Below are 18694 nucleotides of genomic sequence, written 5' to 3' on the forward strand. Positions count from 1 at the left end.
AGAATGCGACGCGTGAGCTGCACACCCTCAACTCGGATAAAGAGATGCTGCAGAGCGTGCTTAAGCACTTCTTTACCACGAATGAAAAGCGTCAGGCTGTAGACTTCCTGCAGACCACGTTTGACATCGGCACCCGCCGCAGCTGCCGCTTACTGGATATCAGCCGCAGCGTTTACCATTATCCGTCAGGCACGGAGAACCGATAACCCCCATGCTACCGCGCTTACCAGACTTAACGCTGAGATTTGTTCTTACCAGAAGAGATGAAGATCATTTAACAGGACAATTGCGGCACCCCTTTCCGCTCCATTTATAACTAATGAATGGCTTCACGGCTAAGCTTCTTTTTTTGCGGTAAAATTGATTCACAACAGCAAAAGTCTCGCATTCTACGCCGATTCTTCCCCTCCCAATCTCGTTTTAGCGGGATTGGGCCTCCTCTTTTTTTGTTAAGTGCTGCTAAACCCCACTACCAAAGCGTCTGGATAACATTAAGACGCTTTAAACTTAGAACGAAAAATAATCACACTTCTTTTAAGTTAATCCTGGCCCTAACCCAAACTTTTTGCGGTTACGCTTTAATTCCTTTGCGTGCCTTTTCCGCAATAGTTTCTCCAGGATTAATCCGGCATAAATAGTTTATTGCTCCTTATCACTAACGTTATGTGGCTATCTTTTCACTCTCTTCATTGCGCATCATTGATGCCACAGATTAATCTTTAATTAAAAACGCAGCGGCGGAATTTTCTTACTCATTGAATGTGGAATGAAGTTAATAGTGGTTTTTAGCGGGCATAACTCAGGGTCACAATCCAATAAAATGCGGCAGAGAAAAGCGTAACGTCCATAATGCTGCGCTTTTTTTCCTGATTTATGGGCGCTATCTGTGCAGGAAATTGCATCCCGGCGGTAAACGATCTGCCTTCAGCGGGTGAAAAGTGCCGTTTTTTTGCTGACCGGGGGTGGATGGCAGGGGTAAACCCGACGAGATTTTCCCCCTTTGCATCGCATGAAATCGATTTCGCGGCAAAAATCTGTCGGACAGGGTGCAAATCGGGATAGGGTTTTGTCTTAAAAAGCCGGGCAAAGCGGGCTTCGCACGGCCAGTTTATTCCAGAGAACGGTGTGGGTTATCCGCTGAGAGCGACCACCCGCGGCTGTGGTTTGATACGCATTGCCCACAGCACGCCAGCCATCAGACAGGCAATGCCGATAACGGTGAGCAGGGGTGGCCAGCGTTGATGCCAGAGAAAAGTCCATAACAGACCGAACAGGATCTCAAAAACAATCAGCGGCCCCATCAGTACCGTGGGCAGACGCTGGCTGGCTGCGTTCCAGCACAGGCTGCCGAGCCAGGAGCAGAGCAGGCCAATCGCCAGCATCAGAGAGATAAAGAGTGACGGATGTGGCCCGAACGGCAGCGGGAAGTCAGGCTGTTGCCAGGCGATCTGAACGCTGACCAGCGCATACAGGGTCAGCGCCATCGGCAGCGTCACCAGCCCCTGCGCCGTCGCCCAGGTCGAGGGTCGCAGTGCGGGATGAGTGCGCAGCCAGCGGGCATTGCGCAGCGGATACCAGGTCCAGCAGAACACCGCCAGCAGTGCCAGCACGATGCCGGTCAGGTAACGACTAAGATCCAGCGTTGCGCCCTGGCTCCGCAACTCCGCCGCATTGACGCAGAGCAACCCGGCCGCCATCATCACCAGCGCCGGAAAGAGCCGCCGCCAGGGCAGACGTCCTTCAAGATGGCCGTAACAGAGATTGGCGGTAACGGCGATCACCACCGGCAGTGTGCCGATAATCATGGTGGAGACCGGCGCGCCGGTGCGCTGAATGGCATTGGCCAGAAACGCATAATAGAAGAGGTTACCCACCAGCGAGAGTTTCACTGCCTCGCGCCAGTCGGCCCGCCCCAGCTGGCGCAGCCGGCGGCGATCGTGCCAGGCCAGCGGCAGCGCAATCAGCCCGAACGCCACATAACGTCCCGCCGACTGCAGTGCACCAGGGTAGTCAGGCACCAGCAGCGGCCCGACAAAGATCAGCCCCCACATCAGCCCCGCGGTAACGGCAAACATAACACCAGCAAACATGACTTTTTCCCGTATAGCTTTTTTTCACAGTGTGGCGGGAGTGAAGGAGGAAGGCTTGTAGCAGATTGCGGTTGTGTCAGGGCTGGCGCACCTGTTTCTGATAGCGGCCAGGCGTAATGCCATAGCGGTTAGCAAAGGCGCGGGTCAGATGAGCCTGATCGGTTAATCCGACGGCCGCTGCGACACTGGCAGCGGCTTCGCCCTGTGCCAGTCGCTGTTTGGCATCATAGAGGCGGAAAGCCATCAGCATCTGATGCGGCGTGACGTGATAGTGCTGGCGGAAAGCGCGTAAAAAGTGCCACGGCGACAGCGAGGCCAGCGCCGCCAGCTCCTCCAGCCGCACCGGTTCCGCCAGATTTGCCCGCAGAAAATCACGCACCTGATCAAAGCGATGCCGTCCCTCGGGCCTGCCTGGTGACGACATCCGCGCCAGCGGGCGAATCTGCAACAGCAGTTCGGAAAGCAGACTCTGGCGCGCCAGTCCGGACTCCGCCTGCCAGAGTGCGGCCAGTGTGCGGGAGAGCGGCTGCGCGATGCGCGGATCGGTCAGCAGCGCCTCGTTAAACCACCAGCCGCGATCGCCGGTCAGTTCATCCATCAGCTGCGGCTGAATGTAGATCATCTGATAGCGCCAGCCCTCGTCACAGGCTGACTCACCGGTATGCAGCTCATCCGGATTCATGGTCACCAGCGAGTTCACCGGCGCGGTATATTCGGTGCCGCGATAGCGAAAACGCTGCGCACCCGCCTCAATCGTGCCAATGCCAAAGGCTTCATGGGTATGGGGTTCAAAAGCGTAGCGGGAGATGTGAGCCTGATAGAGTTCCACACCGGGCAACGCGGCCGGTTGCTGAAACTGTGCGCGGTCTTTTTCACAGGGAAAAACAGCCGGAACACCTTCCACTTCTCTCTCCTTATTTATCCGATGTCGGATTAGCATGCCTGCGACCGGGGGGAAAATGCAAAAGATTGCTATCCGCCGCGCCGCAGGTAACACTGTTTTTTTCTCATTCTGAGGGAGTCAGCATGGCACAGCGAGTCGTCATCGTCATTGATATGCAGAACGGCGTGTTCAGCACACCACGTTTTGATAAGGCAGGCCGGATCGCCCGGATCAACCGGCTGACCGATCGCGCCGATATCATCATCTTTATTCAGCATCGTGAAGGCACGATGTGCGAGGGCGACCCCAGCTTTGATCTGCTGCCGGAACTGGTTCAGCCTGCGGGCGCGCATTACGTGACGAAAACGGCCTGCGACAGCTTCTGGCAGACAGAGCTGGCCGCGCTGTTAAAGCGTCTGGAGGTGGAGGCGTTTGTGGTGTGCGGCTGTGCGACCGACTACTGTCTGGATACCACGATTAAAACAGGGGCCAGTGCGGGCTATGCGATAACCGTGGCGGCGGATGCGCACACCACCGCCGATCGCCGCTGGGTCGGGGCCGAAGCGCTGATTAATCAGCACAATGAGGTGTGGGCTTCGCTGCTGATCCCTGGCAACGTGCCGCGCGTGCTGAGCACGGATGCCGTGCTGGCGGAATGGTCATAGCCCCGGTCAGCCGGGGCCGCGCATAAAAAAGCCCGCATAGCGGGCTTTTTAAACGCGTCAGGCCAGATGAATCAGAACGGAATATCGTCGTCAAAATCCATTGGCGGTTCGTTGTTGTTGCTGGCAGGCGCACTCTGCGGCTGCTGCGGACGGGACTGCGCGCCGCCGCTGAACTGATTGTTGTTGCCCTGCGGCTGCTGCGGCTGGCCCCAGCCATTGTTGTTGCCACCACCCTGCGCGCCTGCACCGGCATTACCGCCCTGCTGACGGCCGCCCAGCATCTGCATGGTGCCGCCGACGTTAACCACAACTTCGGTGGTGTAACGTTCCTGGCCACCCTGATCCTGCCATTTACGGGTGCGCAGCTGACCTTCGATGTAAACCTGAGAGCCTTTACGCAGATATTCACCCGCGACTTCAGCCAGTTTGCCAAACAGCACCACACGGTGCCACTCGGTGATCTCTTTGTTTTCACCGGTCTGCTTATCACGCCAGCTCTCCGACGTAGCCAGCGTAATGTTGGCAACAGCGCCACCATTTGGCATATAACGTACTTCCGGATCCTGACCCAGATTCCCGACAAGAATCACTTTGTTAACGCCACGACTGGCCATGTTGCTGTCTCCCGATGAGTTAATGCATTCAGTCTAATCCATCAATTCTAACACGTCCTGCTCACTGTTTCCCACTTTCGAGCCGCGTTCCGGTTTTAATCCTTCGCACGTCCGGACCACAGAGTACTGGATATTTATTCAGTCTATTTTTTGTGCCATAATGACACGTTTATTCTGGCCGTGTCGGCAAGGCGCGGTGAGTGCTGCTAATCCGGGAAAGGTGAATGGATAAGATCGAAGTTCGTGGTGCCCGCACCCATAATTTGAAAAACATTAACCTGACCATCCCACGCGACAAACTCATTGTGGTGACCGGCCTGTCAGGCTCCGGTAAATCCTCACTGGCGTTTGATACGCTGTATGCGGAAGGTCAGCGCCGCTATGTGGAGTCGCTCTCTGCGTATGCGCGCCAGTTTCTTTCGTTAATGGAGAAGCCGGACGTCGATCATATCGAAGGTCTGTCGCCCGCCATCTCTATTGAACAGAAATCCACCTCGCATAACCCGCGCTCGACGGTGGGAACCATCACCGAGATCCACGACTACCTGCGTCTGCTGTTTGCCCGCGTGGGTGAACCGCGCTGCCCGGACCACAACGTACCGCTGGCGGCGCAGACCGTGAGCCAGATGGTCGATCAGGTTCTGGCTCAGCCGGAAGGCCGCCGTCTGATGCTGCTGGCACCGGTGGTGAAAGACCGCAAGGGTGAGCACACCAAAACGCTGGAAAATCTGGCGACGCAGGGCTACATCCGCGCGCGTATCGACGGCGAAGTGTGCGACCTGTCAGATCCGCCGAAACTGGAGCTGCAGAAGAAACACACCATCGAAGTGGTGATTGACCGCTTTAAAGTGCGTGACGATCTGGCGACGCGCCTGGCAGAGTCCTTTGAGACAACCCTGGAGCTTTCAGGCGGCACGGCGATCGTGGCGGACATGGATGACAGCGAGGCCGAAGAGCTGCTCTTCTCCGCGAACTTCGCCTGCCCGATTTGTGGTTACAGCATGAGTGAGCTGGAGCCGCGCCTGTTCTCGTTTAATAACCCGGCAGGCGCCTGTCCGACCTGCGATGGCCTGGGGGTACAGCAATATTTCGATCCGGATCGCGTGGTGCAGAACCCTGAGCTCTCTCTGGCCGGTGGCGCAATCCGTGGCTGGGATCGCCGCAACTTTTACTATTTCCAGATGCTGCGTTCGCTGGCGGATCACCTCAGTTTTGATATTGAAGCGCCGTTCGGCAGCCTGCCCGACAACGTGCAGAAAGTGATCCTGTACGGCTCTGGCAAAGAGAGCATCGAATTTAAGTACATCAACGACCGTGGCGACACCTCGGTTCGCCGTCATCCGTTTGAAGGCGTGCTCAATAACATGGAGCGCCGCTACAAAGAGACCGAATCCTCAGCGGTGCGCGAAGAGCTGGCGAAGTTCATCAGCAACCGCGCCTGTGCGAGCTGTGAAGGCACCCGTCTGCGTCGCGAAGCGCGCCATGTCTTTGTCGAAGATACCACGCTGCCGACCATCTCTGAGATGAGCATCGGTCACGCGATGTCCTTCTTTGAAAATCTGAAGCTCAGCGGCCAGCGTGCGCAGATCGCCGAAAAGGTGCTGAAAGAGATTAGCGATCGCCTGAGCTTCCTGGTGAACGTCGGCCTGAACTACCTGTCGATGTCGCGCTCCGCTGAAACCCTTTCCGGTGGTGAGGCGCAGCGTATCCGTCTGGCGAGCCAGATCGGTGCCGGTCTGGTGGGCGTCATGTATGTGCTGGACGAACCGTCAATCGGCCTGCATCAGCGCGACAACGAGCGTCTGCTCGGCACCCTGATTCACCTGCGCGATCTCGGTAACACCGTGATTGTGGTTGAGCACGATGAAGATGCGATTCGTGCCGCCGACCACGTAATCGACATTGGTCCGGGTGCAGGCGTGCATGGCGGCCAGGTGGTGGCAGAAGGCACCGTGGATGAGATCATGGCGCAGGAAGCGTCCCTGACGGGCCAGTTCCTGAGCGGCAAGCGTGAAATCGCCGTGCCGGAGGCGCGGGTGAAGGGCGATCCGTCGAAGGTGCTGAAGATTACCGGCGCGCGCGGCAATAACCTCAAGGATGTCACGCTGACGCTGCCGGTGGGTCTGTTCACCTGCATCACCGGTGTCTCCGGCTCCGGTAAATCGACCCTGATTAACGATACGCTGTTCCCGATTGCGCAGCGGGCGCTGAACGGTGCCACCATCGCAGAGCCGGCCCCTTACCGCGACGTGGCGGGACTGGAGCACTTCGACAAAGTTATCGACATCGACCAGAGTCCGATTGGCCGCACGCCGCGCTCCAACCCGGCGACCTACACTGGCATCTTCACCCCGGTGCGTGAACTCTTTGCTGGCGTGCCGGAAGCGCGATCACGCGGTTACACGCCGGGTCGTTTCAGCTTTAACGTGCGCGGCGGACGCTGTGAAGCCTGTCAGGGCGATGGCGTGCTGAAAGTCGAAATGCACTTCCTGCCGGACATCTATGTGCCGTGCGATCAGTGCAAAGGCAAACGCTATAACCGTGAAACGCTGGAAGTGAAGTACAAAGGCAAGAGCATTCACGAAGTGCTGGAGATGACCATCGAAGAGGCGCGTGAGTTCTTTGATGCGGTTCCGGCGCTGGCGCGTAAGTTACAGACGCTGATGGATGTGGGTCTCTCCTACATTCGTCTCGGCCAGTCCGCCACCACCCTCTCCGGTGGTGAAGCTCAGCGCGTGAAGCTGGCGCGTGAACTGTCGAAGCGTGGTACCGGTCAGACGCTCTACATTCTTGATGAGCCGACCACCGGCCTGCACTTTGCCGATATTCAGCAGCTGCTGGAGGTCCTGCATCAGCTGCGCGACCAGGGCAACACGATCGTGGTGATTGAGCACAACCTCGACGTGGTGAAAACCGCTGACTGGATTGTCGACCTTGGCCCGGAAGGCGGCAGCGGCGGCGGCGAAATCCTGATTGCCGGCACGCCGGAGACCGTGGCGGAGTGTGAGAAATCGCATACCGCGCGCTTCCTGAAGCCCCTGTTACAGAAGTAATGATGCCAGGCCCGCCCCGTGCGGGCCTGCTTATTTCTGCTGCCGGTTCAGCCAGAAAAATGCAGAATCAGGCAAGATTCAGACATGTATAGGCATATACGCCCTTCCCCACGCTGACTATCCTTAAGCGGTTCCTCTTTGGCACGCCCCTGGCGTCGCCCTGTTTTTTGCAGCACCTCTGCGCTGCTGCACTTCATCAAAAACACTCACGACACATCGAAACTGGAGACACCATGAATATTACGCATGCGTATGCTGCTCAGGATGCAAAATCCAAACTGGCACCGTTCGATTATAAGCCGCGTGAGCTGCGCGCCCATGACGTTCAGCTTGAGGTGCTGTTTTGTGGCGTCTGCCACTCAGACCTGCATCAGGCCCGCAATGAGTGGAAAAACACGATTTTCCCTGTGGTTCCGGGACATGAAATTGTGGGTCGCGTCACCGCGGTGGGCCCACAAACCCAGAAATACAAAGTCGGCGATCTGGTCGGCGTAGGCTGCATGGTGGATTCGTGCCGCAGCTGCCCGAGCTGTCAGCAGGGGCTGGAGCAATATTGTGAAAACGGTTTTGTCGGCACCTATAACGGTGAAGACCGCGAGACCGGTGCGATCACCTACGGCGGCTACTCAACGGCGATGGTTGTGGATGAGAGCTTTGTGCTGCGCATTCCGGAAAACCTGGATCTGGCGGGCGTCGCGCCGCTGCTATGTGCCGGTATCACGACCTACTCGCCGCTGCGCCACTGGAATGTCGGCCCCGGCAAAAAAGTCGGTATCGTAGGCCTGGGTGGCCTGGGGCACATGGGCGTGAAAATTGCTCACGCGATGGGGGCGCATGTGGTGCTGTTCACCACCTCGCCATCCAAAATCGAGGATGGCAAACGCCTGGGCGCCGATGAGGTGGTGATCTCCAAAGATCCAGAGCAGATGGCGCAGCACGCCAACAGCTTCGACTTTATCCTGAACACCGTTGCCGCTCAGCACGACCTTAACCCCTTCATCACCCTGCTGAAGCTGGATGGCAATATGACGCTGGTCGGCGCACCTGAGCACGATCACCCGGCTCCGCAGGTGTTTAACCTGATCTTCAAACGTCGCAGCATCGCCGGTTCACTGATTGGCGGTATCGCAGAAACGCAGGAGATGCTCGATTTCTGTGGCGAGCACGGCATCACCTCGGACATCGAACTGATCGCGATGGATCAGATCAACGAAGCCTATGAGCGCATGCTGAAAAGCGATGTGAAATATCGCTTTGTTATCGATATCAACACCCTGCGCGAGCAGTCGGCTGCCTGATCGGGTCGCCTGCACCCTCCTGCTCAGGCAGGAGGGTGTTAAAGCGCGGCCTGGCGCGCGGCGTCAACCTGCTGGAAGGAGGCATCGACCAGATAGTAGATCTGCGAATCCTTCAGCGACCCATCCAGGAACAGCGTGCTCCAGTGTGATTTATTCAGATGCTCGCTGGGAATAATGTCGCTATGCTCTTCGCGAAGCAGCTCTGCCAGTGCAGGCGTCGATTTCAGCGAAACCGCAGGCCGCCCTTTTACCTCATGTACCATCGCAAACAGCACGCCGTTGCTTTTAATCTGCGTGGCCTTCCAGTCACTGTGGACGCTCTGCTCTGCGCCCGGCTTGCTCATGCAATAGGTCAGTAAGTCTGAGTGATTCATCACGATTCCCCTTGTAAAGTGGCGACAATCCGCCTGGCACCGCCCTCAATGCGATGCTCGCCCAGCCAGATACCCTGCCAGGTCCCCATAACCAGGCGTCCCCGCTGAACCGGCAGCAAGAGCGACACGCCCAGGGTCGAGGATTTAATGTGCGCCGGCATGTCATCACGTCCTTCGTAGTCGTGCTGATAAGGCGCATTCTCCGGCACGTGCCGCAGGAAATGCTGCTCCATATCGCTGCGCACCGTCGGATCGCAATTTTCATTTAAGGTTAATGACGCCGACGTATGCTGCAACAGCAGATGCAGCAGACCGGTTTTGATATCACGCAATCCGGAGAGCGAGTCGGTGATCTCATCGGTGATGAGATGAAAGCCGCGCGGCTTCGCGCTCAGCGTAATAGTCTGTTGATGCCACATAGCTTATTCCTGAAACGGTTACCCCGTTTAAGTGTGCAGCATGTCGCCGAAAGGTAAACCCTGAGCCATAAAAAAACCGCCAGCGCGAGGCGGGCGGTTTGTTCACAGCAGGCGTGCCGTTACATCACCGCGGCAAAGGCTTCCGCTACCTGATGCACATTTTTGCTGTTCAGACCGGCCACACACATGCGGCCACTGCCCACCAGGTAGATGCCGAACTCATTGCGCAGGCGGTCAACCTGCTGCACGCTCAGGCCGGTGTAGCTGAACATGCCGCGCTGCTTCAGCAGGTAGTCAAAATTTTTGCCCGGCAGTGCCGTGCTCAGCACCCCGACCAGTGACTCACGCATCGCGAGAATGCGCAGACGCATCGTCTCCACTTCATCCAGCCAGCTCGCTTTCAGCGCGTCGTCGTTGAGGACGCGGGCCACGACCTGCGCACCGAAATTCGGCGGACTGGAGTAGTTGCGGCGAACGGTCGCTTTCAGCTGGCCCAGCACGCGCGCTGACTCTTCGGCGCTGTCACAGACGACAGAGAGCCCGCCTACGCGCTCGCCATAGAGCGAGAAGATTTTAGAGAAAGAGTTGCTGACCAGTGCCGGCAGGCCGGCTGCCGCGACGGCGCGCAGCACATAGGCATCCTGCTGCATGCCTTCACCAAAGCCCTGATAGGCGATATCCAGGAAAGGAATCAGCTGCTGTGCTTTCAGCACCTCAATGGTCTCATCCCACTGTGCATTGGTCAGGTCAGCGCCGGTCGGGTTATGGCAGCAGGGATGCAGTAACACGATGCTCTGCGCTGGCAGCGTTTTCAGGGTATGGATAAAGGCATCAAAACGCACTCCGTGAGTTTCGGCGTCATACCAGGGGTAGCTCTTTACCTCAAAACCTGCGCCATTAAAAATCGCGATATGGTTTTCCCAGGTGGGATCGCTGACCCAGACGGCCGACTGCGGGAAGTAACGCTTAAGGAAGTCTGCCCCGACTTTCAGCGCACCCGATCCCCCCAGTGTCTGAATCGAGGCGATACGACCCGCCTGCAGCACCGGATGGTCGGCACCAAACAGCAGCGGCGCGATTGCGTGGCGGTAGCTGTTCAGGCCTTCCATGGGCAGATAGAGCGATGCCTGCTTTGGCTCGGCATTGAGCTGCTCTTCAGCAGCCGCTACGGCCTTCAGCTGCGGGATAATGTTCTGCTCGTCGTAGTAAAGCCCGATGCTCAGGTTAACTTTGTGTTCGCGCGGATCTTGTTTAAAGGCTTCCATCAACGACAGAATCGGATCGCCCGCATAGGCATCAACGTTTTGAAACACGGTGTAGGTCTCCATGATTGGTCCAGAGGTAAAGAGGGCTAAACCCGATAGCGTCCCGGACGGTGGTTCATTGCAATAATCAGATTGAGGATCACGGCTCCTGCAATGGAGGCCAGCAGGATGGGGCCACTGACCACAAACAGGGACGCCAGCACGACGCAGGTGTCGACCGCCATCTGCAGTTTACCCGCGCGGATCCCAACGCGATCCTGCAGCCACAGCGCCAGAATATTGATGCCGCCCAGGCTCGCCTTATGACGAAACAACACTATAAACCCGATCCCCATGATGACGTTACCGAACAGTGTCGCATAGAACGGATTGAGATCGGAAAAGTGAACGAACAGCGGGTGCAGCTGCGTAAACAGCGACACCAGCCCGACGGCACAGAAGGTTTTCAGGGTAAATTCCCAGCCCATGCGTTTTACCGCCAGCCAGTAAAAAGGCAGGTTGATCAGGAAAAATGCGCTGCCAAAGGAGAGCGGGGAGAGGTAGCTCAGCAGAAAGGCGATACCGGCAGTGCCGCCCGTCAGGGCACCCGCCTGTTTCAGCATAATGACGCCGAACGAAACCATCAGGGTGCCCAGCACCATCGCCAGCGCATCTTCAATACGCGAATGCGGGACGCGGGAGGGTTCTGCGATGTTATCCATGGGGGTTGTCTCAGTGCAAATGATGCGGTTGCAATGCAAAAAACGCACCATCGCCGCAGCGTCAATCGGCTGCTAGCCGGAGGCTGGTGATATCCCGTTGATATCTAAGGCGCTTTATAACAGGATTTCGTGCATACCTTCCGGTTAAAACCGTCACTCCATGCGCAAAATCCCGTTACGATGCGTATTCTTTGCGTTTATGGTCGCCAGTCTGCACCAAAAACGCACAGCACGCACCTTTTTAGCGCGTTTTGCTCGCAGGCAGCATCATCAGGCCATTCTCTTTCATGCGCCCCAGCACCACGGAGGTTTTGACGTGAGACACGCTCTGATGGCCCGCCACTAACTGGCTGATAAGCGCACTGAGGGAGTTAAGATCGGCCACCGCCACTTTAAGCAGATAGTCAGCGTCACCGGTGGTTTTGTAGGCGTCGACAATCGCCTCTTCCTGCTCCACCATGCGGTGAAAGCTCTCCACATATTCGGTGGTGTGGTTGATTAAGCGTACCTCTATCAGCCCCACCATCCCCAGCCCGATGGCATCGGGCGAGAGCCGGGCGTGATAGCCCAGAATCAGATTGGCCTGTTCCAGATTGATGCGGCGGCGGGAACATTGCGAGGCGGAGAGGCCAACCAGGTCGCTGAGTTCCTGGTTAGTAAGACGGCCGTTAGCTTGTAATAAAGTCAGGATTTTCAGGTCGTAATCGTCTACGTGAGTCATTCCGTTTCCACAGCGTGAGAGGCGTCGCTTTGTTACAGATAACCCGATAACCGGAGAGGTTGTCCAACACTATTTTCTGATGATGGGAGCTGTCATGCACAGATCGTGCATGACAGCACAAAGCGCAGATTATTCGTCGTCGTATTGCGGGCCGGCGTAGTTGTCGAAGCGTGACCACTGACCGTTAAACGTCAGCCGCACCGTACCGATTGGACCGTTACGCTGTTTACCCAGGATGATCTCGGCGATCCCTTTGAGATCGCTGTTCTCGTGATAGACCTCGTCACGATAGATGAACATGATCAAATCCGCATCCTGCTCGATCGATCCCGATTCACGCAGATCCGAGTTAACCGGACGCTTATCGGCACGCTGCTCCAGTGAGCGGTTAAGCTGCGACAGCGCAACCACCGGCACATTAAGCTCTTTGGCCAGCGCCTTGAGCGAGCGGGAGATCTCCGCAATCTCCAGCGTTCGGTTGTCCGACAGCGACGGCACGCGCATCAGCTGCAGGTAGTCGATCATGATCAGGCTCAATCCGCCGTTTTCACGGTAGATACGCCGGGCGCGCGAACGCACTTCAGTGGGGGTCAGGCCGGAAGAGTCATCGATGTACATATTCTTCTTCTCCAGCAGGATACCCATGGTGCCGGAGATACGGGCCCAGTCCTCATCATCGAGCTGGCCGGTTCGGATGCGGGTCTGGTCGACGCGGGAAAGCGAGGCCAGCATACGCATCATGATCTGCTCGCTGGGCATCTCCAGACTGAAAATCAGCACCGGCTTATCCTGCAGCATCGCGGCGTTTTCACACAGGTTCATCGCAAAGGTGGTTTTACCCATCGAAGGACGGGCGGCGACGATAATCAGGTCTGAACCCTGCAGGCCAGCGGTCTTTTTATTCAGATCCTGATAGCCGGTGTCGACGCCGGTGACGCCATCGTGCGGGGTCTGATAGAGCGACTCAATACGGGAGACGGTCGATTCCAGAATCTGCTCGATGTTCTTCGGCCCGGCATCTTTATCTGCGCGCGCTTCGGCAATCTTGAAGACGTTCGATTCCGCAAAGTCGAGCAGCTCTTCGCTGTTCCGCCCCTGCGGATCATAACCGGCATCGGCGATCTCGTTGGCAACGGAGATCATCTCGCGTACGACCGCACGTTCGCGCACGATATCGGCATAGGCGCCGATGTTCGCTGCACTCGGGGTGTTTTTCGCCAGCTCAGCCAGGTAGGCGAATCCCCCCGCCATCTCCAGTTCGCCACGGGTTTCCAGTGACTCGGAGAGCGTAATCAGGTCAATGGGCTTGCTGTTTTCCAGCAACCGCTGCATCTCTGAAAAAATCAGCCGGTGCGAGCGGTTGAAAAAATCATTCGCAACGACGCGCTCAGAGACGTTATCCCAGCGCTCGTTATCCAGCATTAACCCACCGAGCACCGACTGCTCCGCTTCCAGCGAATGCGGGGGCATTTTCACGCCAGCCAGCTGGCGATCCTGCGTTTCGTTCGATTTGTTGGTGGGTTTATTTCCTGCCATAGTGAATGCATTACCGATCTTCTGTGGGGACGCGCAAGTATACCTTAGTTGGGGTGCGTGCCTCACCCTCATGATGAAACAATCACAGGAGTCAGAATGGCAAAGCGTATTCAGTTCAGCGCGCACGGCGGACCGGAAGTGTTAACGTGGACGGATTTTGACCCGGCTGACCCGGCTGAACATGAAGTGCAGGTGGAACACCGCGCGATCGGGATTAATTACATCGACACCTATGTGCGCAGCGGCCTCTATCCTGTGGCGGCGTTTCCTTCGGGGCTGGGTACGGAAGCCGCAGGCGTGGTGTCGCGGGTGGGCCGCGGCGTCACCCTGTTTAAACCCGGCGATCGCGTGGTCTACTGCCTGGCGTCAATGGGGGCCTACAGCGAACTTCATAACGTGGCCGAAGATCGCCTGATGCATCTCCCGGAGGCGATCAGCTTTGAGCAGGGTGCCGCCAGCTATCTGAAAGGGCTGACCACGCAGTATCTGCTGCGGCAGACCTATAAAATCAGCGCCGGCGAGACCTTCCTGTTTCATGCCGCCGCAGGCGGCGTCGGTTTAATCGCCTGTCAGTGGGCAAAAGCACTGGGCGCACACCTGATTGGCACGGTCGGCTCTGCGGAAAAAGCAACCATCGCCAGAAACGCCGGGGCCTGGGCGACCATCAACTATCGTGAAGAGAATATTGCCGCGCGCGTCAGCGAGCTGACCGACGGGAAAAAAGTGGGTGTGGTTTATGACTCTGTCGGCAAAGATACCTGGGAAGCGTCGCTGGATTCCCTGCGCCGTCACGGGCTGATGGTCAGTTTCGGTAACGCGTCCGGGCCGGTAACCGGCATCGACCTCGGCATTCTGAATAAGAAAGGCTCGCTGTTTGTTACCCGCCCTTCGCTGTTTGGCTACATCACCAACCGCCAGGAGCTGGAAACGGCCAGCGCCGAACTCTTCTCGCTGCTGGCAAGCGGCGCAATCAGGGTGGAGGTACCGGAGCAGCAGAAGTTTGCGCTGAAAGAGGCCAGCAAAGCACATCAGATTCTGGAGAGCCGCGCCACGCAGGGTTCCTGCCTGCTGATCCCCTGACCGGACAAACAAAAAGGGCTCCCCGCAGGAAGCCCTTCTCTTTTTTATTTTTTTGTTCGCGCTGGTGTAGGGACAGCGGCGATGAATTCCTGTCGCGTCGATGGCACATCGCGTTGACAAAGGCCATCCTGCCAGAAAACATAAGTAAAAAATATGTTTAATTGCAGATTGCGGCTTTGCAATCTCTGACTCTGTGATCACTCCCGCAATTATCGCCAGCTTTTCCGGTCTAACCTGTTGATCTTACGTCTTAGCTTACGTCGTGCCCGCGCCTCGCTGTCGCCAAAGAAGGCGCGATGCAGCCAGACCGCGATCACGGCCAGCACCAGCCACGGTAACACTTTGATAACAAGTGCAAACAGCCCGCCGACAAACATCACCAGGGTGGCGACCACCAGTGCTGCCAGCACGCCCAGCAGCGACACGCCGGTCAGCAACAGCATCAGGAAAAACCCCAATACAAATAAAATTTCCACGTCAGGACTCCTTTATCCACTTTCATACCAGGACAGTTACAAAAAGCGTGCCAACAGGTAACCCATTGAATAGTCGTGGTTTACGGGAAGGGAGTGTGAGATAACCTGGTGAAAAAGACCAGATGATGGCGTAAAAAAAACCAGCCCGAAGGCTGGTTTTCTGCGACGTGAGCGGATCAGGCTTCCTGTGGAATCTTATCCGCCACCAGCGCCAGCGCCGCTTCCAGCACGCGGACATCCGCCCCCGGCTTATGCGCATTTTCACTCAGATGGCGTCGCCACTGGCGTGCGCCCGGAATGCCCTGGAAGAGTCCCAGCATATGGCGCGTGACGTGGCCCAGATAGGTGCCCTTCGCCAGTTCCGCTTCAATATAGGGATACATGGCGCGTACCACCTCAACCGGGTTAGGCGCAGGATGCTGACGCCCGAACAGCTGCTGGTCGACCTGAGCCAGAATGCCGGGGTTCTGATAGGCTTCACGACCCATCATCACGCCGTCAAGGTGCTTCAGGTGCGCCTGTGCCTCTTCCAGCGTTTTTACGCCGCCATTAAGCGCAATCGTCAGATGCGGGAAATCGCGCTTCAGCTGGTAGACGCGGGGATAATCCAGCGGGGGGATTTCGCGGTTCTCTTTGGGGCTGAGGCCGGAGAGCCAGGCTTTGCGCGCATGGATGATAAATGTTTCGCACTCGCCGCGGCCCGCCACCGTGCCGATAAAGTCGGTCAGGAAGGCATAGCTGTCCAGCTCATCAATCCCGATACGGGTTTTCACCGTGACCGGAATCGACACCACGTCGCGCATTGCTTTCACGGCATCTGCGACCAGAGTGGCTTCGGCCATCAGGCAGGCACCGAAACGGCCATTCTGCACCCGATCAGAGGGACAGCCGACGTTCAGGTTAATCTCATCGTAGCCGCGCTGCTCCGCCAGCTTCGCGCACTGCGCCAGCGCCGCCGGATCGCTTCCGCCCAGCTGCAACGCAACCGGGTGTTCAGCGTCACTGTAAGCCAGATAATCCCCTTTGCCATGGATGATCGCGCCGGTCGTCACCATTTCGGTGTAGAGCAGGGTGTCGCCGGTCAGCTGACGATGAAAATAGCGACAGTGCCGATCGGTCCAGTCGAGCATAGGGGCGATGGAGAAGCGTTGCGAAGAAAAAGTAGCCATGTAGCGCAGACAATCCGGTAATTAAGGGTGATGGAATTCTGTGCAAGGATAACACAAGGGCGGGCGATATTGCATCGCCCGCCCCCGGAGAGCCGGGATAATCCGCTTAGAAGTTAAAGCCCAGCTGCATCATCGCGCCCCAGGTATTGTTAGCACCGACGGAGCCAGCCAGATCCAGATGGACAGCTTTGTTAAACGGTGACAGACCAAAACCTGCCGTGGCCACATTTTCGTCGTTAGACCGCATGTCCGCCCGATAACCCGCGCGCAGCTGCAGCCAGTCAAGTACGCGGTACTCTGCACCCACTGCCGCATACTGGCTGTTATCCTGGGTCTTGAAGCGTTTCGTTTCCGTGAGATCCACATCGCCGGTCACGGTAAACGGACCTTTATCCCAGGACAGGCCAGTGGTGACCAGCGGGCGAATCTGGTAGGTGTCGCGGAACCCGTTAACTTCCCGGGTCTGCAGATCGCGTGAAACCAGGTTCTGTCCGGTCACACCCAGCGTCCAGTTTTCAGCAAAGGTGGTCGCCAGACCGGCATCAACGTTAAAGCCGGTGTCGGTGCTGCGATACTGACTGTTGTTGATGTCATTTTTGTCGTAGTTATAGATGCTGGCAGTGTAGTTATAGAGCCAGGTTTTCTGCACTTTTGGCGTCACGCCCACCGACACCGGCTGACCGGCGACAGTGAACTCATGCGCCACCGCCACACCATAATCGGTAACCAGCGCCGCTAAGCCGTTCGCACTGGAGCGAAGGTTATTCTGATCGCCCGGAAGAGGAATCGCCCCGTTTTCTATACTACGCAGATAGTTAATATCACTCTGGACCACGTTGGCGCGGACGTGTGCCGTTCCGTAGGCTTTGGCAATAAAGGCGAAAGGCAGCGTTTCATTGGGGATTGTCACGGCGACAGCCGCACCCGCATTGCCGTCGGCTTTGTTACCGCGCAAATCGCTGAGCTTATCTGCCACATCACCTGAGGCCGCACGCAGTTCAGAGTTAGCACGGAAGAAATCCGCTGGTGTGAGGTTACCCAGCACCGTGCGGTAACGATCCACGGTGTCGGTAATATCATCGACTTTATCGATCAGCTTATCTTTGTCCGTTACCTGAATGCCTGCTGAAGGAATAATAATGCTGACATTATCGTCAGATTTAGCACGCGTCATTAATGCCGGGTTCGCCAGCACTGCAGAGCCATAAACAGAAGATGCCACGCCGGTGCCGCCCATGGCGTCATTACGTGCATCATACCAGGTCCCTGCCGCCATGGCGGAAGAAGAAAGGAAAAGCGCGGTCGCTGCAGCGGAACAGATCAGCGCTGAGCGTTGAGCGGATTTTTTCACCATTTGCCTGCCATCACCTGAGAAAGTGTAGTTGATACATTCAACAACTGAATAGTTTGTCAGCCCTATTGTGAACCCTGGCTAACGCGTTATTGCTGTGAATTCAAAGGAAACAGTGTCTTAATTCAAAGGATTGGACGTTTTACGACCAGAATTAGCGTGTAATTATTAAAAACGGACCGGCTAATTTCAAATAATGTCAGACTTTTATTAAGTCTTTCTGAACATTACTTCTTAACTCAGTGAGATGCAAAGCAAAAGGACAAAAAATTCTGCTCCGGTTGATTTACAGGTGGATCGGTTTTTTCGTCAGATTTGAGATAGAGAGGAGCGAAAATGCCACAGGCGCTGTTTTTTCAGGCTAATTGTGCTGTTTTAACAGACAGAAACGCGCTTCAGCACCCCGACAGGTTATGTGATAAAATAACATCACTTATTCAGCGGAGAATTTTCATGACTACCATGACGTCGCAGCAAATTTTGATTCAGGCCGAAAAAATGTGCCTGCAACGTGGTGTGCGTCTGACTTCGCAGCGCGCTGAAGTGTTGCGTCTGATGGCGGAACAGCCGGGCTCAATCAGTGCCTACGATCTGCTGGATCAGCTCCGGATCAGCGAACCTCAGGCCAAGCCTCCCACGGTTTATCGTGCGCTCGACTTCCTGCTGGAGCAGGGTTTTGTGCATCGGGTGGAGTCCAACAACAGCTATGTGATGTGTCACCATTTTGAGGCGCCGGCTCATACGTCGGTCATGCTGGTCTGTGACCGCTGCGCCGCCGTCACCGAGAAGCAGGCGCAGGGCGTGGAAAAGATTATCGCCACGCTGGCGGGTGAAGCGCAGTTTGCCCTGCGTCACAGCGTGATCGAAGCCCATGGCTTATGCGAAAACTGCGCGGAAGCAGACGCCTGTACGCAGCACGAAAACTGCGGACATGACCATCAGGATGAGGGTAAAAAGCGCGGACGACGGGGATAAGCGGCGGAACAATCACTATCGGAC

At 56.6% G+C, this 18694-nt stretch carries 17 protein-coding genes and 1 pseudogene; 6 read left to right on the plus strand and 12 right to left on the minus strand.

From position 1 onward, the window contains the following. Positions 1–206: pseudogene (locus tag CKF42_RS21190) on the plus strand (hypothetical protein); the annotation flags it as partial. Positions 207–1130: 924 nt separating this feature from the next. Here CKF42_RS21190 and CKF42_RS18375 read toward each other — a convergent pair. Together CKF42_RS18375 and CKF42_RS18380 are read right to left on the minus strand one after the other, a co-directional pair. Further along, complete coding sequence (locus CKF42_RS18375) at positions 1131–2090, minus strand: DMT family transporter (protein WP_111208868.1); 960 nt, start codon at positions 2088–2090, stop codon at positions 1131–1133. 76 nt (positions 2091–2166) lie between these two features. Next, on the minus strand, positions 2167–2994 hold the full coding sequence (locus CKF42_RS18380; protein WP_111208869.1) for an AraC family transcriptional regulator: 828 nt from the start codon (positions 2992–2994) through the stop codon (positions 2167–2169). 122 nt (positions 2995–3116) lie between these two features. Here CKF42_RS18380 and CKF42_RS18385 point away from each other — a divergent pair, with 122 nt between their 5' ends. Further along, complete coding sequence (locus CKF42_RS18385; protein WP_111208870.1) at positions 3117–3638, plus strand: isochorismatase family protein; 522 nt, start codon at positions 3117–3119, stop codon at positions 3636–3638. A gap of 71 nt (positions 3639–3709) precedes the next feature. On the opposite strand, the gene ssb1 is transcribed toward CKF42_RS18385, so the two are convergent. Further along, entirely contained in the window at positions 3710–4252 is a 543-nt protein-coding gene (gene ssb1 / locus CKF42_RS18390) for a single-stranded DNA-binding protein SSB1 (protein WP_009092599.1), read from the minus strand. A gap of 224 nt (positions 4253–4476) precedes the next feature. Here ssb1 and uvrA point away from each other — a divergent pair, with 224 nt between their 5' ends. Both uvrA and CKF42_RS18400 read left to right on the plus strand, forming a co-directional pair. After that, complete coding sequence (uvrA, locus tag CKF42_RS18395) at positions 4477–7305, plus strand: excinuclease ABC subunit UvrA (protein WP_046101018.1); 2829 nt, start codon at positions 4477–4479, stop codon at positions 7303–7305. 233 nt (positions 7306–7538) lie between these two features. Next, complete coding sequence (locus tag CKF42_RS18400; protein WP_009092601.1) at positions 7539–8603, plus strand: NAD(P)-dependent alcohol dehydrogenase; 1065 nt, start codon at positions 7539–7541, stop codon at positions 8601–8603. A 38-nt stretch (positions 8604–8641) separates the two neighbouring features. On the opposite strand, the gene CKF42_RS18405 is transcribed toward CKF42_RS18400, so the two are convergent. From CKF42_RS18405 to dnaB, 6 genes are all read right to left on the minus strand, one after another. Then, positions 8642–8977, minus strand: a complete 336-nt coding sequence (locus CKF42_RS18405; protein ID WP_009092602.1) for an MmcQ/YjbR family DNA-binding protein — start codon at positions 8975–8977, stop codon at positions 8642–8644. Continuing rightward, on the minus strand, positions 8977–9396 hold the full coding sequence (locus tag CKF42_RS18410; protein WP_111208871.1) for a secondary thiamine-phosphate synthase enzyme YjbQ: 420 nt from the start codon (positions 9394–9396) through the stop codon (positions 8977–8979). The genes CKF42_RS18405 and CKF42_RS18410 overlap by 1 nt, the downstream gene beginning before the upstream one ends. A 119-nt stretch (positions 9397–9515) precedes the next feature. Next, a complete protein-coding gene (locus CKF42_RS18415; RefSeq protein WP_111208889.1) occupies positions 9516–10709 on the minus strand; it encodes an amino acid aminotransferase in 1194 nt (397 codons plus the stop codon). A 38-nt stretch (positions 10710–10747) separates the two neighbouring features. Beyond that, positions 10748–11362: a YitT family protein gene (locus CKF42_RS18420; protein ID WP_009092605.1), complete on the minus strand. Its 615-nt coding sequence runs from the start codon at positions 11360–11362 to the stop codon at positions 10748–10750. A gap of 241 nt (positions 11363–11603) precedes the next feature. Continuing rightward, positions 11604–12083, minus strand: a complete 480-nt coding sequence (locus tag CKF42_RS18425; protein WP_111208872.1) for an Lrp/AsnC family transcriptional regulator — start codon at positions 12081–12083, stop codon at positions 11604–11606. Between the two features lie 129 nt (positions 12084–12212). Beyond that, a complete protein-coding gene (dnaB, locus tag CKF42_RS18430) occupies positions 12213–13619 on the minus strand; it encodes a replicative DNA helicase (protein ID WP_009092607.1) in 1407 nt (468 codons plus the stop codon). Positions 13620–13715: 96 nt separating this feature from the next. Here dnaB and CKF42_RS18435 point away from each other — a divergent pair, with 96 nt between their 5' ends. Further along, the gene (locus CKF42_RS18435) at positions 13716–14699 is read left to right on the plus strand and encodes a quinone oxidoreductase (RefSeq protein WP_009092608.1); all 984 of its coding nucleotides are present in this window, start codon (positions 13716–13718) and stop codon (positions 14697–14699) included. 209 nt (positions 14700–14908) lie between these two features. Here the strand turns inward: CKF42_RS18435 and pspG are convergent, their stop codons facing one another. The 3 genes from pspG to CKF42_RS18450 form a co-directional block, all read right to left on the minus strand. Continuing rightward, on the minus strand, positions 14909–15175 hold the full coding sequence (gene pspG, locus CKF42_RS18440; protein WP_009092609.1) for an envelope stress response protein PspG: 267 nt from the start codon (positions 15173–15175) through the stop codon (positions 14909–14911). 176 nt (positions 15176–15351) lie between these two features. Next, positions 15352–16344 (minus strand): tRNA dihydrouridine(20/20a) synthase DusA, encoded by a 993-nt coding sequence (gene dusA, locus CKF42_RS18445; RefSeq protein ID WP_111208873.1) that lies wholly within the window; start codon positions 16342–16344, stop codon positions 15352–15354. A 106-nt stretch (positions 16345–16450) separates the two neighbouring features. After that, a complete protein-coding gene (locus CKF42_RS18450; RefSeq protein ID WP_111208874.1) occupies positions 16451–17698 on the minus strand; it encodes a conjugal transfer protein TraF in 1248 nt (415 codons plus the stop codon). 450 nt (positions 17699–18148) lie between these two features. Here CKF42_RS18450 and zur point away from each other — a divergent pair, with 450 nt between their 5' ends. Further along, positions 18149–18670: a zinc uptake transcriptional repressor Zur gene (zur, locus tag CKF42_RS18455; protein ID WP_009092612.1), complete on the plus strand. Its 522-nt coding sequence runs from the start codon at positions 18149–18151 to the stop codon at positions 18668–18670. Positions 18671–18694: the final 24 nt, after the last annotated feature.

This window comes from Pantoea sp. ARC270 (assembly GCF_003236725.1).
Taxonomy (GTDB): Bacteria; Pseudomonadota; Gammaproteobacteria; order Enterobacterales; family Enterobacteriaceae; genus Pantoea; species Pantoea anthophila.